This is a genomic window from Brunnivagina elsteri CCALA 953 (genome assembly GCF_002289455.1).
In the GTDB taxonomy this organism is placed as follows: Bacteria; Cyanobacteriota; Cyanobacteriia; order Cyanobacteriales; family Nostocaceae; genus Brunnivagina; species Brunnivagina elsteri.
On the sequence record NZ_NTFS01000094.1, the window covers coordinates 1 to 17,727 of the forward strand.

At 37.1% G+C, this 17,727-nt stretch carries 15 protein-coding genes; 12 read left to right on the plus strand and 3 right to left on the minus strand.

Annotated elements, in window-relative coordinates; all coding sequences use genetic code 11:
* Nucleotides 1-224: 224 nt before the first annotated feature.
* From CK510_RS10740 to CK510_RS10750, 3 genes are all read right to left on the minus strand, one after another.
* A complete protein-coding gene (locus CK510_RS10740) occupies nt 225-797 on the minus strand; it encodes a Uma2 family endonuclease (protein WP_095721697.1) in 573 nt (190 codons plus the stop codon).
* A gap of 27 nt (nt 798-824) precedes the next feature.
* Nucleotides 825-1,574, minus strand: coding sequence for a hypothetical protein (locus CK510_RS10745; RefSeq protein WP_211293158.1), 750 nt, complete (start codon nt 1,572-1,574; stop codon nt 825-827).
* 93 nt (nt 1,575-1,667) lie between these two features.
* Nucleotides 1,668-3,743 carry an S-layer homology domain-containing protein gene (locus CK510_RS10750; RefSeq protein WP_095721699.1) on the minus strand — a complete coding sequence of 692 codons (2,076 nt, stop codon included), beginning with the start codon at nt 3,741-3,743 and terminating at the stop codon, nt 1,668-1,670.
* 489 nt (nt 3,744-4,232) lie between these two features.
* Here CK510_RS10750 and CK510_RS10755 point away from each other — a divergent pair, with 489 nt between their 5' ends.
* The 12 genes from CK510_RS10755 to CK510_RS10820 all read left to right on the plus strand — a co-directional run bounded on the left by CK510_RS10755 (nt 4,233) and on the right by CK510_RS10820 (nt 17,589).
* Complete coding sequence (locus CK510_RS10755; protein ID WP_095721700.1) at nt 4,233-5,237, plus strand: ABC transporter ATP-binding protein; 1,005 nt, start codon at nt 4,233-4,235, stop codon at nt 5,235-5,237.
* 3 nt (nt 5,238-5,240) lie between these two features.
* Nucleotides 5,241-6,023 carry an ABC transporter permease gene (locus CK510_RS10760; RefSeq protein WP_095721701.1) on the plus strand — a complete coding sequence of 261 codons (783 nt, stop codon included), beginning with the start codon at nt 5,241-5,243 and terminating at the stop codon, nt 6,021-6,023.
* A gap of 218 nt (nt 6,024-6,241) precedes the next feature.
* Nucleotides 6,242-7,834 carry a GldG family protein gene (locus tag CK510_RS10765; protein WP_095721702.1) on the plus strand — a complete coding sequence of 531 codons (1,593 nt, stop codon included), beginning with the start codon at nt 6,242-6,244 and terminating at the stop codon, nt 7,832-7,834.
* A gap of 2 nt (nt 7,835-7,836) precedes the next feature.
* Nucleotides 7,837-8,469: a DUF4340 domain-containing protein gene (locus tag CK510_RS10770; protein ID WP_095721703.1), complete on the plus strand. Its 633-nt coding sequence runs from the start codon at nt 7,837-7,839 to the stop codon at nt 8,467-8,469.
* A 1,087-nt stretch (nt 8,470-9,556) separates the two neighbouring features.
* Nucleotides 9,557-10,411 (plus strand): formyltetrahydrofolate deformylase, encoded by an 855-nt coding sequence (purU, locus tag CK510_RS10780; protein ID WP_095721704.1) that lies wholly within the window; start codon nt 9,557-9,559, stop codon nt 10,409-10,411.
* Nucleotides 10,412-10,541: 130 nt separating this feature from the next.
* Complete coding sequence (locus CK510_RS10785; protein ID WP_095721705.1) at nt 10,542-11,234, plus strand: ATP-dependent Zn protease; 693 nt, start codon at nt 10,542-10,544, stop codon at nt 11,232-11,234.
* A gap of 268 nt (nt 11,235-11,502) precedes the next feature.
* Nucleotides 11,503-11,790 (plus strand): Mo-dependent nitrogenase C-terminal domain-containing protein, encoded by a 288-nt coding sequence (locus tag CK510_RS10790; RefSeq protein ID WP_095721706.1) that lies wholly within the window; start codon nt 11,503-11,505, stop codon nt 11,788-11,790.
* An 841-nt stretch (nt 11,791-12,631) separates the two neighbouring features.
* Nucleotides 12,632-13,306 (plus strand): response regulator transcription factor, encoded by a 675-nt coding sequence (locus CK510_RS10800; RefSeq protein ID WP_095721708.1) that lies wholly within the window; start codon nt 12,632-12,634, stop codon nt 13,304-13,306.
* A gap of 210 nt (nt 13,307-13,516) precedes the next feature.
* Nucleotides 13,517-14,485 (plus strand): arsenosugar biosynthesis arsenite methyltransferase ArsM, encoded by a 969-nt coding sequence (gene arsM, locus CK510_RS10805; RefSeq protein WP_095721709.1) that lies wholly within the window; start codon nt 13,517-13,519, stop codon nt 14,483-14,485.
* A 73-nt stretch (nt 14,486-14,558) separates the two neighbouring features.
* The gene (gene arsS / locus CK510_RS10810) at nt 14,559-15,548 is read left to right on the plus strand and encodes an arsenosugar biosynthesis radical SAM (seleno)protein ArsS (RefSeq protein WP_095721710.1); all 990 of its coding nucleotides are present in this window, start codon (nt 14,559-14,561) and stop codon (nt 15,546-15,548) included.
* 807 nt (nt 15,549-16,355) lie between these two features.
* A complete protein-coding gene (locus CK510_RS10815; protein ID WP_095721711.1) occupies nt 16,356-16,865 on the plus strand; it encodes a hypothetical protein in 510 nt (169 codons plus the stop codon).
* Between the two features lie 505 nt (nt 16,866-17,370).
* Nucleotides 17,371-17,589, plus strand: a complete 219-nt coding sequence (locus CK510_RS10820; RefSeq protein WP_095721712.1) for a hypothetical protein — start codon at nt 17,371-17,373, stop codon at nt 17,587-17,589.
* Nucleotides 17,590-17,727 lie beyond the last annotated feature (138 nt).

Genomic DNA, 17,727 nt, shown 5'->3' on the forward strand with positions numbered 1-17,727 from the left:
TAACAGTTACGAAGTCCACACCGTAACGTTCGAGCGCACCTTTGGCAGCTAAATTCTTGCCAACTTTTAATCCTAACGGAAGCGGAACAAACATTTGAATATTATCCCCGTTCTCCAATTCTCCATAGTTTGTATACAGGTTGGCACGGTTTCGGTTTAGCCTATATGTGTCAACCTGGTGCAAAAATTCCTGAAGTTTCAACTTCTCGATGACTTAACTTAAATTATTTAAATTTTACTTTATTATATAAATCCAAAATTGCAATTTCAAAAGGTATAGATGTAAAAATAATATTATTATCTTCCTCATCATATTCTTGCAATGACCAACGTTTATTCGCGGTTTTAGAATAATGCTCTATATTGACACTTGTTTGTTCAATTAATAAATATTCCTCAAAAGTTGATATTGTACGATATGCTTTGAATTTTCCTTCTCTGTCATAACCTTGAGTTGATTCTGATAAAACTTCTATAATTACTTTCGGATTGATAACTGTATCGCTACGATTATTTAAAAATTCAGCATCCCCAACGATAACCATAACATCTGGGTAGGTGTAAATGCATTTACTTTCTATCCATAAACGTACATCACTTATGTAGATACAATAGTCTTGCTTTTTAAAGGCAAAATTTAATTCCGTACTTAAATTAAGTGCTATTTGATTATGATTTACTGAACCTCCTGCCATTGGAATTATTTCTCCATTGATATATTCGCTTTTAATGTCAGCTTTTTCCTCGAAAGCTAAATATTCTTCTGGGGTATAATATTGCTTTTCTGTAATTTGCATAGTTTGAAAAACCTCTAGGACATTTTATCAAACAGATAATTCCTGACTTTCTACTCCAACGATCGCTTTCATTTTTGATGCAAATAACTCGTCTGTGCGATCGCACTTTTCTGGGCTAAATTGCTCGATCGGTGGACTATGGATTACTGGTGGTACAAATTTTACCATTTGCGCTGTGACATGGGATTCACTATGGGAATCAATCACTTGCGTGTTACAGGCAGATTTGCGAATTATTCCCGATGATGCGACTTCTTCTAGTTGTTCTTCTTTATACTTATTTTTGATATAGCTCTCAATACTTTTTTTTGTATTATTAGATGCTGCTGTTTGTTTTGTTACTGAGGCAGCTTGAAAATTATTCGGATTATTGGAATAATGGGAATTGCTGGTGTCTGGGGAAGTAGGAACTAATGCCAGAGGTGATGTTGACATTGCAATTAAACTTGTGGGGAATTTGCTGCAAATTAAGCGTTCAAATTCCATATTGAAGTGGAATGTTGCCTGTTCCCGTCGTTGCCACATCGCCAAAATTTGCTGCACGGAAAAGGCTTTATATCGTCCTTGATATAGAGCTTCGACGACTGCTAAATGCAGCCAATTGGCTGGAAATTGACTTTGCCATTGCAGAACTAAATCGCTAGCTTGGTAGCCACTAAGGTCGAAACTATAGTGTATTAGTAAGGCTGTCGCTAAGTCGATGTAAGTGTCCGGAGTTGGTGCGAACATTTGATTCTCGACTTGAGGTAGTGAACAGAGATTTTGCTCCCGTCGCATATAGATGCTTGTGCCTATTGCTACAGTTATATATCCCAAGTGTTTCTTGATGCCAAAAAATAGGTGTTATTAATTCTACTAGTAAGCAGCAAATTAGGAAACGATATACGGTGAATTTATTTTTGGCACTCGTCCAATCGCTACTAGTGCTTGATATACCATTGCTGCGACTTCACCCCTTGTTGCATCCCGATTTGGTTGAATTTGCTGGATATTTGGATAATTAACGACGATATTTTGAATTGTAGCTGAGTTCACTGCTGTCCGCGCTGACTGGGGGATTAAGTTTCGATCGCTATATTTTGGTAAAACATCACCTTTTGCCGCAGATAGTCCCAATCCACTGACGATGGAGACGATTACTTGCAATCTTTGCACGTTTTGGCTGGGGCGAAAAGTGCGATCGCTAAATCCACCAACGAATCCTCCACTTGCTGCTATCCTCACTGCTCTAGAGGTTGGAGATTCTTTTGCCATGTCAACAAAGTCGGGAATTCCCCGTTTTGCTGCTGGGTTAAATGCTGCTGCGATTAATTCTGCATATTCCCCACGTGTCATGGGTTTATTGGGTTGATAAGTGCCATCGGCAAAACCGTTGCTTAAGTTCATACTAGCTAAAGCTCGAATGAAATCTTCTGCCCAATGTCCCGTTAAATCTTTAAATGATGGTGCATCGGCAGTGGGAATTACGATATAGGGTGAAACTATTGGTTTTAAAATTCCTTGTGTCAGCAAACCTTGATAAATTAATCCTGCCACTTCACCACGGGTAATATCTCGTAGGGGTTCGAGTTGTTCTGGTTGGGGATAATTAACAATTAGCAGGTTTTGGGTAGCGACAGAGACAGCATTGGTTGCGTAACTGGGAATTTGAGCGCGATCGCTATAAATTGAAATGACGTTGGGATTGCTGCCACTTAGTTTCAAACCGTTGGCAATGGCTGATATTGCTTGAATTTTGGTGACATTTAAATTTGGTCGAAAAGTTCCATCGGGGAAACCGTTAATAAACCCCATACTTGCAGCAACCGCAATTGCTGGAGCTGCCCAGAAATCCCGTTTAATGTCCCTAAAGTCGGGAATTTGATTTTTTGTTTGTACCTGGAACGCTTTTGCCACTACAGCCGCAAACTGAGCGCGAGTGATGGGAGAATTGGGGGCAAATGTGCCATCGGGTAAACCACTCATCCAACCTTTTTTAACCAGGGTTTCGATAAATTCAGTCGCCCAATGTCCACCAATATCTGGGAATATACTACTTTCCTCAATTTTATTTTCATCATCAATCGTCGCTAAAAGTTCAATTGAACCCTTAACCTTAGAGGGATTGACAAAATTGCCTGCGGAAGAAAGTTTGTTATTAGTGACATTTTGAATATCAAACTCACCATTATTCCGAAAGATATTCCCCGCAGCATCTTGAGAATTACCTAAATCGGGAATACTATGACCATTAATTAATAAACCACCCTGAGAATTATTTTCGATTAAATTACTTCGGAAAACTGGACGAGCATCTCGTGAAAGCGCGATCGCAATTTGATTATCTATAAGTTTATTATTTGCCAATAATGGTGCTGCTGCGTCGCTAATTGCCAAACCCAAGCCATTTTTCCGAAAAGTATTTCGTAATAGTTCACCCTTACTATTGCGAGCAATTACAACACCACCAGCATTATTTTGGGTAAAAATATTATCAGTAATTACGGGTTTAGCATTACCGCTAATAAACAAACCTTCCCTACCGCAATTCGTAAAAGTATTATTTGCCAAAGTTGGATTAGTCGATTCAATCCAAACACCAGTTCCTTTGACAGTACTATTTATCACCGTTACCCCCAGCAAACTCGCATCATTGAGAAGTAACAAAGTGATATTTTGTAAACCAAAACTGGGACTTTCATAGTCACCACTTCCAGAAATTACAATACCTTGTCCTTGATTCGATTCATTCCCCACCAAAATTATTCCTTGGGGGATAATTAGGGGGAACTTTTCGCCACTCGTAGTACTATAAGTACCAGGTGTAAGTCGAATCATCGCTGGAGACTTGGATTTTGCAGCTTGGACAGCACGAGTAATAGTTTTTAAAGGTATCAATCGTGACCCAGCATTGGCATCATTTCCAGTCACGGGGTTGACGTAGATTGTGGCAACGAGGGAATTCATAAAGAATAGGACAAAGGGTGAAAATCTAAAGGATACAGGTTAGAGGATAAATAATAAAGACTAATAAAGCTGATTTTTATACATTCTCTGCGAGTAGACTTCATTTTTCAATCGCATCGTGTAGCTAAAAATCTGAGGTTATTTCGAGCGATCGCGTGGGTTTCATATCCCCGACTTCTGTGTAAAAGCTCTAAATTTAACGACAAGCATCGTTAGAAGTCTGGGATATGGCAGTTTGCGATCGCATTGGTTCAAGATTCCCAACTTCTGTGTAAAAGCTCTAAATTTGGCGACAAACATAATTAGAAGTCGGGGATATGGCAGTTTGCGATCGCTCTAAATTTAACGACAAACATAATTAGAAGTCGGGGATATGGCAGGTTTGAGTTTTCGCGTGGGGAAGAAACCTAGATTTAAAGTTTTTGGCAGTTCATCGATGGTAACTTATATATCTCAGGCAGTTTCGCAAACGAGCAAATTACTAAGCTGATGATTGAAGTTGAGCATCTAAGCAAAATATACGGCTCTACCCCAGCGATTACCGATGTGACATTTAATGTCGAAGAAGGTGAAATACTGGGGTTTCTCGGACCCAATGGTGCGGGTAAAACAACTACAATGCGGATATTATCTGGATATTTACCAGCTACAAATGGTACAGCCAAGATTGCTGGTTTTGATGTCCACGAAAATTCCCTTTCAGTACGGCAAAAAATCGGTTACTTGCCAGAAAATCCTCCCCTATACCCAGAAATGACAGTTGAAGGGTTTTTGTTCTTTGTCGCTCGAATTAAAGGAGTTCCCGCAGGCGATCGCGCTGAAAAAGTTAAAATAGCTTTAGCAAAGTGTAATTTAAGCGATCGTCGTCACACAATCATTCGCAAGCTTTCCAAAGGTTACAAACAACGAGTTGGGATAGCTCAAGCAATAGTTCACGATCCCCCAGCAATCATTCTAGACGAACCCACAGTGGGACTTGACCCCAGGCAAATTATCGATGTGCGAAATTTAATCAAAAGCTTGGCAGGAAGTCATACAATCATCCTTTCCACCCATATTTTGCCAGAAGTGAGCATGACTTGTAATCGTGTTGCAATTATTAACAAAGGTAAAGTTGTCGCTACGAATACACCAGAAAACCTCATGTCACAGTTGACAGGTGGTTCTGGTTATGAATTAGAAATTGGTGGAGAAACAAATTTAGCAAAACAGATATTACAGCAATTAGCGGACGTGAGTTTGGTAGAATCAATTCCGACGGTGGCAGCAAACGGAATGCCATTGCCGGAAAATCGTGCTTGTTTGCGGGTTGTGACGCAACCAGGAAGCGAACCGGGAAGTAATATTGCCGCGATATTACTACAAGCTGACTTTCAGTTGTATGAAATGCGTCGTGTTAGCGCTACCCTCGAAGATGTGTTTTTGCAGCTAACTACCGAAGAGAAGAAGCTAGAAAGCACAGACACAGCCGAAACCACAGAAGGAGAAGTCTAGTAGATGGGTATTGTATTTAGTAATATTATTGCCATTTATCGACGCGAATTACAAAGCTACTTTGTCTCACCATTAGCTTATGCGATCGCGGGTATTTTTTGGTTTTTGGCGGGGTGTCTTTTTTTAATGACTTTGCAAGGTGCTTTTGAGGAAGCAGCTAATGCGGATATCCAAGGAATTCCGATTGATGTAGCTTATCTATTTGTACGGGATTTTCTTGGTGGAATGTGGTGGTTGGAGTTATTTATATTGCCTATTTTATCAATGGGTTTGTATGCTGAAGAACGTAAGCGCGGTACTTTAGAATTACTTGCAACCTCTCCAATAACTAATTGGGCTGTTGCTGTTGGGAAATTGTTGGGAGTACTGACGTTTTTTACAGTAATGGTGATACCAATGGTAATATTTGAAGCTATAATTTTGGGTGCTGCAAATCCACCTGTACCTCTGGGAATAATTTTTCTTGGTCATTTAGCGCTAATTTTATTAGCAGGGGCAATTCTGTCGATAGGAATGTTTATTTCTTCTTTAACTGAAAGTACAATTTTCTCTGCTTTCCTGACGTTTGCCATAATTTCATTATTATTTGTTATCTATTTTGCTGGTAAAGCTATTGGTGGTTTTTTCGGGGATTCGTTAGTTCATCTATCGCTGTTACATCATTATGGAAATCTCATTCAAGGTATTTTTGATACAAGTAGTTTAATTTTATTCATCAGTTACATTTTTTTAGGAATTTTCCTCACGGCACAATCAATTGATGCATTACGTTTTCAAAGGCAGTAATGGTTTTTGGGAATTGGGGATAGGGATTATGTTTGATTTGTGGAAATATAGATGGGGAGATTAACCGCCAAGTACTCCAAGGGAAGAAGGAAGAAAGAAAGAAAGAAAGAAAGAAATATATATATATATGTATTGTTTTAGGATTTCTATATTAATTAATAATGATTAACTAAGAACTAATAAATAAGAATTAAGAACCATTAAGCAAGAACTAAATAATGAAAGCAATTAGAAAAAAACAATCTTGGAAATTAATATTTTTGCTAGGTCCATTCCTTGTTACCGCAGGTTTAACTGTGGGGTTAGTTTCTGGGAAATGGGGAATAACTCCACTCGCATTGTTAATACCTGGAATCGCCATTATTGCCACTTGGTTAATCTGGCAAATCAAAGTTACTAATTGGTGGGGAAAACGTTCTACCCAAGCTGGTACTAATGCGCTATTGGCAACCTTAGCTGTGTTAGTAATATTGGGCTTAATCAATTTCTTGGGAAGTCGTTATTATTGGCGAACTGACTTAACCGAAACAAAATTATTTAGCCTAGCACCACAAACACAGGAATTACTGAAGAAATTACCTGAACCTGTGAAAGTATTAATATTTGATGTTACCCAAAATTCTCAGGATAGAGATTTATTAGAAAATTACCGTCGCCAAAGTGATAAATTTAAATTTGAATATATCGATCCACAAACTAGCTACGGAATTGCGAAACAATTTGGAGTCAAAGAACCAGGTGAAGTTTACTTAGAAAATAATCAAATACGTAAACTAGTACAAGTCGTTAATCCACGCGATCGCTTATCCGAAACTCGTATCACCAACCGCTTACAACAAATTATCTCTGGGAAAACAACCAAAGTTTATTTCCTTCAAGGACATGGTGAATATCAACTTACAGCAGGTGAAAATGCGATATCCCAAGCTGTCCAAAGTTTAAATGAGAAAAACTTCGTGACAGAACCGTTAAATCTTGCAGAAAAAGGCAAAATTCCTGAAGATGCAAATGTTGTCGTTGTTGCCAGTGCAAAACGCGCACTCTTAGACTCCGAAGTCAAGTTACTGCAAGATTACCTGAACGGTGGTGGTAATGTTTTATTAATGATAGACCCTGACACTGAGCCAAAACTCGACCCTTTACTTAATGAATGGGGTGTCAAATTAGACAATCGTTTGGTTGTAGATGCTACAGGAAACGAAACACTTGGTCCGGCTGTACCCATTGTTACCCAATACGGTAATCACCCTATTACCGAAAAGTTTGGTAATGGCATCTCTTTTTATCGTCTTGCTCGTTCGATTGAAATAATCCCAGTCAATGGTGTCCAAGCGACTCCACTGCTAATCACAAAGCCTTTCCCCAACTCTTGGGCTGAAAGTGACCAAAAAAGTGAAAAACTAGAATTTAACGAAGGTAAAGACCGTAAAGGACCTCTAAATTTAGGTGTGGCTCTCACGAGAAAGGTAAGTACTACTACACCAATACCACCAGCAACATCAACACCAACACCAACACCAACACCAACACCAACCACTAATAAAGAATCACGTCTAGTGGTAATCGGAAATTCTGACTTTGCGACTGACAGATTCTTTCAGCAGCAACTCAATGGGGATGTATTCCTTAACTCCGTTACCTGGCTAAATCAACAAGATCAACAACCTCTTTCAATTCGACCCAAAGAACTAAAAAATCGTCGAATCAATCTATCATCAGCACAAGTGATACTTCTGCGACTCTCATCATTACTAGTGCTACCTTTTCTTGGTTTTCTCAGCGCAGGTTTATTGTGGTGGCAGAGGAGATAGAAATGAAACTACAACGAACTACTTTAATGTTGATATTGCTTGCATTGGGTTTAGGTGGCATTGTTTATTTTTGTGAAATGCGAAATGGCAATCAAGCTAAAGAGTCGCAAGCAAACAAGCAGAAGATTTTTGATTTTGCTGCTGATGATGTGCGATCGCTAAACATCAAAACGAATAATCTGAATATTACTATCGATCGCAGTACTAACCCCAACCCGCCAAAATGGCTGTTAAAGTCACCTGTCTCCGTACCAGCAAGCGATGCATCTGTATCTTTTTTGATGGATTTATTAATCAAAGGAACAAGCGATCGCATTATCAGTGTTTCTAGTAATCAATTAAATGAGTTTGGATTAAACCAACCAGTCGCAACTATCGATATTCAACTTAAAAATCAGAAAACTCATCGTTTAATTCTGGGTAAATCTGACTTTAATGACCGTTTTTTGTATGCCCAAGCTAATCCTAGTAATAAACCCGACGGCAAAACTGAGGTGCTATTGGTTTCTAAGGAGTTCGTGAATGCAGTTAGTCGTGAATTATCGGAATGGCAGCAAACAGCAGATAACCAACTTCAAAATTCTACACCATTACCTTTACCAACTTTTACTCCACCAATTAAGGTATCCCCATGAATTATACTTTTTTTTGGGAGGGAGACGACTCACCGGGTCATATCTACGTAATTCATAATTCGTAATTTGCAATTCTTAATTCCTTCATTCTTTCTTAATCTGAGAATAGTTAGAGAAAGATAACTTTAATGATTCAACTATCTTTTCTTTGAAGTATCCATTATTCTCTATGACTGTTGTATTTGGTAAAGAGAGAAGTAAGTCTATAATTACTTTATTTCTTTTATGGAACTTTAATAATTCCAAATAAGCAAGTGGTACAATCAAAGGCCAGCAAATTGTTGCAATAACTAAGATGATACTGGAAATCCAGCGCGATCGCGAACTCATTTCTTTATCGTTTAGGAAAAAAAATAGCCATTCTCTAAAAAATAAGCCAGCCAATAGAATATAGAAACACACTAATAAATAAATCATAGTTAGGAACAGTTTGAGATAATTTAACTGCGGTAGAAGCAGCACCAATTGAATTATTCATCAATTTGCTGAAAACACAGGATTAAAACTCAACAACTAAAAATCAAAAAGCCAGATATGGTTTCAGAATATTACTGCAACCCCATTCAAACATTCAGTTATTCTGCGGTAATACCTATGGCAAAAGTTAATCGCATAACTAACCCTAGATTTATACTTATCTTCAAATGACTTGGGAAAAATCACAGTTTTAATGCTCTATGCCACAAAACAAATCAGCTATTCAGTAACATCTTAATTGAGTCATCGAAACAACTTATGTATTAAAGCTCTAATACTATTCTTATTGTAAACATTGTAAACCCATTTATTCAAAATCAACAGTAGTTTGTTTTACTAAGTTTATTCTACGTAAAATTCCACTGTCTTTACCTGGCTTATTGTAAAAATAATTACTTTTACTGAGTCTGCTTTTGACCTAAATTGAGGTTTTATGATATTTTTAAGTGAATTTAACTAAGACTTGATGGTTAATCTTTGTTGATTCACCTAAGTGTACTTTTATGACAGTGATGAATATTAATTATCAGTAAATATGCGTAACTGAGATTGATGAAATAACTCCATACCAAAAAAGTTAAGAATACAATATAAATCTTATGACAAACATATGGCAAATCCAACCGCGATTCTACTAATTTCTTGTCCCGACCAAAAAGGTCTAGTTGCGAAAATAGCCAATTTTATCTACTCGAATGGAGGTAACATAATTCATGCCGACCAACATACCGATTTTGCTGCTGGATTGTTTTTAACCCGTCTAGAATGGCAATTAGAGGGCTTTAATTTACCCCGTGATTTGATTGCACCTGCATTTAATGCTATCGCTCAACCATTAAAAGCGAAATGGGAGCTACATTTTTCTGATTCTGTCCCGCGAATCGCTATCTGGGTAAGTAAGCAAGACCATTGTTTATATGATTTAATTTGGCGATATCGGGCAGGAGAATTTGCTGCTGAAATCCCCCTCATCATTAGCAATCATCCTAATTTGAAGTTTGTTGCTGAACAGTTTGGAATTGATTATCATCACATACCTGTCACAAAAGATAATAAAATCGAACAGGAAGCCAAACAATTAGAAGTACTGCGGGAATACAACATTGACTTAGTGGTATTGGCAAAGTATATGCAGGTTTTGAGTGCAGATTTTGTGAATAAGTTCCCGCAAGTAATTAACATTCACCATTCGTTTTTACCTGCGTTTGTTGGTGCAAATCCCTATCACAAGGCTTTTGAGCGGGGAGTAAAAATTATTGGAGCCACAGCGCATTACATCACATCAGATTTAGATGCAGGACCAATTATAGAACAGGATGTAGTGCGAGTTAGTCACCGTGATGAAGTTGAAGATTTGATTAGAAAAGGTAAGGATTTAGAGCGAGTTGTGCTGGCAAGGGCAGTGCGATCGCACTTACGAAGTCGTATCTTGGTATATGGAAATCGTACAGTTGTGTTTGATTAGAGAACTCCACATAAAGAAATGCTCTTCGGTCATTCTGTAGCAAGCTACAGCATGACAACACAGGATCATTTATTTTGTGGCTTACTCTTAATCCAAATTCAAAGATTTAAAATCTAAAATCTAAAATACAATGAGCCAAACTTCCTTAAACTTAGTTGCCATATCAATATTTTTAATAACTGTATCAACCCTATTAGGACCATTAATAGAGCTATCACCAGCAGTTCCAGCAGTGGCAACATTTGCGATTTTGGGTATTGCCACACTAGATAGTTTCGCATTACAAGGTAAAGGTGGAAATGTATTTATTGATTGGGTTGCAGGATTTTCAGCCACACATCGCGATCGCATTACTCACCACGAAGCGGGACATTTTTTAGTCGCTCACAAATTAGGTATACCCATCGTCGGTTATACACTCAGTGCTTGGGAAGCATTGAAGCAGGGGCAATCAGGGCAAGGTGGTGTTAGTTTCGACGATGGGGAATTAACAAAGCAACTTCAGCAAGGTAAAATTACTACACAAATGTTGGATAGATACTGCACAGTATGGATGGCAGGTATCGCAGCCGAAAATTTAGTCTACAACAATGCCGAAGGTGGATCGGATGATAGAAGTAAACTAGCAGCAGTTTTAAAGGGTTTGGGTTTTGGAGAATCCACTATCGAGCAGAAACAGCGATTTGCAACCCTCCAGGCAAAAACCATCCTAGAAGAAAATAATTCAGCTTACGAAGCACTCGTGAACATGATGCAACAAAAGGCTCCAGTAGAAGAATGCATCAAAGTCATAGAATCACAGTATTATTGCGATTCTCAGTAGGGGCAAACAACCGTTTGCCCTGATTTGCGTTTGCGTTGCATCCAAACGAGAAGTACTATGAGTAATTTTCCCGCATCTGTAAAAAAATATCCGGAAGATTGGTGCGAATCTCTGTAGTTATGGATGTTCCCAAAATCAAATCCGAGAATTAACCTGGATTCAAGAATATGGGAGTAGAAAAAATGCATAACTTCGTAAAGTCAGACCTATATACATATAGAAGGGTTAAAACCCAACTCCAACAAACTTTAACAGATGAGGTGACATCATGACAAGCTTTACCCAATTACACAAACAAAACGACCTTCTTTCCCCTATATGCAACTGGTTAGAATCGATTGAAATTAAAAATCCTAAACTAGCCCATTCTTTATGTAAGATTATTCCTTCCCAATGTCCATTTGAACGTGATGTAATTGTATTTGGAAAGAAATTATTTCACATTCCTCCTATGTGCAAATTAAATCCTTTCTACGAACAAGTAGTTGGTTTACGATTCAAAGCTTTATGCTACCTTGCAGATGTTTGTGGTGAAGATGTAACTGCTTATTGCTAAGTTATATTTTGAATATTAGCGATAGCTAATCGCAGAGTTAATTTAGTTTATTATGAAAGTTTATTCTGTCGCTCATATCGTATATAAGCCTTAATCAATAACTCCCCATTGCTAGTTTATAAGATATCGATTATCTCCAAGTTTAACCCGGTACCGGAAAATTTAGATACTTATGAGTAGAGCAACTACCCAATAATCGGTAATACATCAGAGCATGATACTCCACAGGAGTGACTGCCGTCATCGCAATTATAAATTTGATTGTAATTTCAATCAGTTTTCCAATTTTTATTTTGACTTTATTTATAATCTGCTTTTTTAATAGCATTCTTCATAAGCTATAGCCCCATAAGAATATTTTAACTAATTTTTATATCCTCTTTCTTTACATTAATAATGCAACTTTGTGATGCTCAGATGTTCATATCTCCGACCTCTTTAGGAAGTTGGGGATATAACTTTTTATAAATCATTTAAGATTGCGATAAATCTCATTTAAGAGTATACTTATCTAATGATTATTAAAACTTTACTAAAATTCTAAATGTGTACAGTATTAAGTATCTAGTACAGCGCGGCGGAAATAAGCAGACCATTATTGAATCTGGAAAAACCCATTGATAATAGATTTTTCCCCACTGCCTACTGCCTACTCACTACTGCCTTCACGTACTAGTTACGTATTTAGTTAAATATCTAGCGATGATAATTCTCTTGAGATAAATGAATAACTCCTAGATAAATGATACCAGTGAAATAGTCTTATGATAGTGACTTTAGATTAGTAAAGCATCATTTGTAAATTAAGAAATCAACATAAATTTAGAGAATTTAAAAATTAATGACAGCACACATACTAGTAGTAGAAGATGAACTCCAACTTGCTCGTTTTGTGGAATTAGAGCTTGGTTATGAAGGCTATAAAGTGACAGTACTCCATGATGGATTAACTGGATTGACTACAGCCAGAGAGTCACAACACGACTTACTAATTTTGGATTGGAAGTTACCAGGTTTATCAGGATTAGAGATTTGCCGGAGATTACGGACAACTGGCGATCAAGTACCAGTGATATTATTAACAGCAAAGGATACAGTTAGCGATCGCGTCGCAGGATTAGATGCAGGAGCAGATGACTACGTACTTAAACCCTTCAGTGTCGAGGAACTATTAATGCGAGTGCGATCGCATCTACGACGTACTCAGGAAGTCGATCCAGATTTGCTGCAATTTGAAGATTTGAGTCTAAACAAACGTACAAGGGCAGTTAAACGAGGAGATAAAAATATTGATTTGACAGGGAAAGAATTTGATTTGTTGGAATATCTACTCACAAATTCCCGACAAGTAATATCACGCGATCGTATTCTAGAAGCTGTATGGGGATATGACTTTATGGGGGATTCCAACATTATCGAAGTTTATATTCGCTACTTGCGTTTGAAGTTAGAAGCAAACCACGAAAAACGCCTGATTCAAACAGTACGAGGAGTTGGTTACGTACTTCGCGAATAAATCAAATATCAAAATATCTTGTATCTACCAATTTCTTATTTATCCTTTATTTCTCTCTTCCTTGGCGACTTGGCAGTTTATCCCTCTACAACTAATAAATTTAATAAATAGACTTAGTTGAAAAAAGCTGATTTACAAAAGTAATTATAATGATAAAATTATCATCAGACAAGATTACGATAAAATCATCTATCTCAACCCAAAACCTCCATGACTTACCTCGAAACCGCAGCCAACTTTTATAGCGAAGTAGCACAAACACCCGAAATCGGACTTTGTTGCGTCCAAAGTACACCCTTGCAACTACCAGGATTAAAAATTCCCAGTAAAATGCAGGAAATGAACTACGGTTGCGGTACAACAGTTCACCCAACAGAACTAATAAATCAACCTACTGTTTTATATGTGGGAGTTGGAGGAGGTTTAGAAGCATTACAATTTGCATATTTTTCCCGTCATCCAAGTGCGATAATCGCAATCGATCCAGTTTACGAAATGCGTAAAGCTGCCAAAAATAATCTTAAAATTGCGGCACAAGAAAACCCTTGGTTCAACACCAGCTTTGTTGATATCCGCGAAGGTGATGCATTTAATTTACCAGTTGCAGATGCTTCTGTTGACATTGTGGCTCAAAATTGCCTTTTCAACATTTTTGAACCCGAAGATTTAACCCGTGCATTAAAAGAAGCATATCGAGTCTTAAAACCAGGTGGACGTTTGCAAATGAGTGACCCAATTTCGACTCGTCCAATACCGATACATTTACAACAAGATCAACATTTGCGAGCAATGTGTTTATCTGGTGCTATCACTTATAATGAATATATTCAAAGAATTATTAATGTTGGATTTGGTCAAGTAGAAATTCGTGCCCGTCGTCCCTATCGTCTCCTCAATTCGCAAACTTATAAGTTGTCAGGACATTTACTTTTAGAAAGTCTTGATTCCGTATCTTTTAAAGTTCCTATCCCCAACGATGGAGCTTGTATTTTCACTGGCAAAACAGCAATTTACGCAGGCTCAGATACTTATTTTGATGACGGTGACGGACATATTTTACAACCTGGGATTCCCCTATCTGTTTGCGATAAAACTGCTGCAAAATTTTCTAAAAATATATCAAAAAACATGATTATTACTGATTCAACATGGTATTATGATGGTGGTGGTTGCTGTTAGTAAATAAAAGAGATTGAATTTCTAAATACTGAAAAATGAAAATATTAGTATTCATCAATAATGTACTTTCATCATGCAGCAAATAACAGTAGTTACACCATTCGATAAAAAGCTTAATTATCAATTAACAAAACAGCAAATTACAGTCTTGCAAATTAACTTAGGCAAACGTTGTAATCTCGCATGTTCTCATTGCCATGTCGAAGCAAGTCCAAAACGAACTGAAGAATTATCACCAGAGATTTGTGAACAAATAATTGAACTAATTTACAAATTTCCCCAACTAAAAATAGTTGATTTGACTGGTGGTGCCCCGGAAATGAATTATGGGTTTAAACCAATAGTAGAAGCTGCGAGAAAGAATAATAAACAGGTAATAGTTAGGTCAAATCTGACGATTTATTTTGAAAAAGAATTTGGCGATTTACCCGAATATTTTGCCCTGTATCAAGTTAGAGTAGTTGCTTCTTTACCCTGTTATTTAGCAGATAATGTTGATAAAATGCGTGGGAAAGGGGTATTTGATGCATCAGTTCACGCTTTACAGTGGTTAAATAAACTTGGTTATGGAAACGACCCAAATTTAATTTTAGATTTGGTATACAATCCGCAATTAGCTGTCAACGAAAACTTCTCATTAACTCCCGATCAATTGAAACTAGAAAGCGATTATAAAAACTTTTTGAAAACTAACTTTGATATTGTATTCAATAATTTATTTGCAATTACAAACTTACCAGTCGGTAGAACTAAGTCTCACTTAGAACGCACAAAATTATATCTTCCTTATTTACAATTTCTCGAATCGCATTTTAATCCCGTCACAGTGGAAGGTTTAATGTGTCGCAATGAACTTTCTATTGATTATTTAGGGAATGTGTATGACTGCGATTTTAACCAGATGATGAATTTAGCAGCAAAAACACCTAATGGTGAAATTTTGACAGTACAGAAGTTACTTGAGTCTGGGAGTTTAGACTTAATTGAAGAAGTAGAAACGGCTTTATATTGCTATGGTTGTACAGCTGGTAGCGGTTCCAGTTGTGGTGGAGCCTTGGTATAAATTAAAGCAGAATAGTTATTTTTTGCTACCTTAAACCTGTGACTATATACATCTATGTGAAGTTTTAGTGTCCTCGTTACCAAAACTGTTACGAGCGATCGCACCTGATTAGATAGGCTTACAATCATTTACAGTTATGCTTCTCACATTACCCCAAAAAACCGTGGACCCTCCCAAAAGCCACGGTTTTTATTTTTTGCCATTGTTTTCCAAGGGTATCAAAAAAAAACTCGTTACCAAAATTGTTACAGAGTACACTGCTATCTACAATTGCTCCTATGATGGTTTTTAGTCGAGCTTCTCACACCATACTAAAACCCGTGAAATTAGATTTCACGGGTTTTTATTATAGATATGTAAGTTCGAGAATGCTGTAGGGATAAACTCTTACTCAGATTATTGTTGTATCCAAACGAAAAGCTTTATAAGTGACTTCCAGAAAATAAAATATCCCCACTTATAGATTTATCGATTAGATTTATTTTATCAATTGTATTATTATATGAGCGAGGTTGGGGAGACCCCACCCCTACAATAATTTGGGATAATTTATTTCTTGGTATTCCCTAAGTTGAATATTTTATTACTTCATCGCTTTATAAGAATTGTTGTCTAAGTTGCATCCTTAAATTGCAGTATTACTGACTCCAATTCTCACATGCCTTAAGTATTAACAGCATAAAAATTAAGATTTATTCAAGCTATCAGTAATACATTTTTGATGTATTAAAAAAATGAATAAATTCATCATTCAGCACAGGGAATGATAGTATTAACCACGGTACTTTCTACCCGTAAGGAGAAACCATGAGTAATTTACTTCGTAATCTATTAGTTGGTGCAGGTGTGGCTGCTGTAGGTGCAATTGGGACTAAAACAGCAGTAGATTATTTTAAGAATCGCGGTGAAGAAGAAGTAGTTGACGAAAGTCAAGGTGATGCTGAACCCTCATCAGCCGATGAAGTTGCTTATGCGACTGTAGAACCATCTTCCGTACAAGATTTTTTAGATGGAAGTTTTGGTGATGCAGGCAGATATGCACCTAACCGTCCACCGAAAATTTTTGACTATCAAGGTCAACAGTACATGGTGATTTGGGCTTTTGATAATAAACAACAAAAAAATCAAATGATGGCGTTTCAGTACACAGATGCTGGTCGTAAAATGGTCGCAAGTGTTGGATATACAGGAGATAAAACTGATTACAATGTTAATTTAGCTGGAACTCCTTTTGCGGTTGATGTCAACGGAGAGTTATTAACATCCGGTCAATCTGAAGCTGCTGGTGCAAATGATGTTGATTTTGTACTCGCTTAATCTAATCAATCACTTTCCTGCTTTTTGAGACTGCTGATAATCAAGGATGAGACTGCTTTCTGGTTTCTCCTTGATTATTCTTAACTTGTGTTAGCTGAGAATGCATTTGCGGTATGCGATCGCTCTTCTGCTTTCCTAAATACGTACAGATGTCAAAGTATGATAAAAATAAGTAAAATAGACGAAATTTGACCAAAATTTGACCAAAATATAAAACTATATCCTCATAATTGTTGACAATTTGTTATATTGTAATTGATTCACTTTATTATTATTGAACAATTGTAAATCGAGAAAAGCTCAGAAACAAAACTTAAGCTATTTCTCAGATAATTCTCGTATTTATGGTTAGTTCCTGAGTACTTGATTAAGCTTTATAAACATAGAATTTGATATATTAACTTTTTCTAAATAGTTGTGTCAGATTGGCATATGTTACCAGACATTTGAGCTTTGATTGTGTATCCTGAAAAAATCAATTCAAAGACCGAACAATGGAGGTTTAATGACTCCGAATATTATGCGTCAGCTTTGGTCGGTGGTAGAAAGTACCCATGCAAAAACTCTATTAAACATGGATGATGCCAGCCTGGTACAATTGTTGGTTAAGCAAACTAAGACGAAGGCATCTTTAGATGGCAACGAAGCTGATTACTTGAGCGATTATGTTCAATCACGGTTAGCGCTGATTCGCAATGTTGCACAGGAAAGATTGTATTTTTAAGTCAGGAGGCAGAAGTCAGGAGTTAGGAATTAGGAATTAGGAGTTAGGAGTTAATAAATAATGGTTCTTCATTACTTGTTATGCTAAAAACGCTGATAAAATAGCTCAAATTCCTTACTGGGTAATAAAGATAGCTTT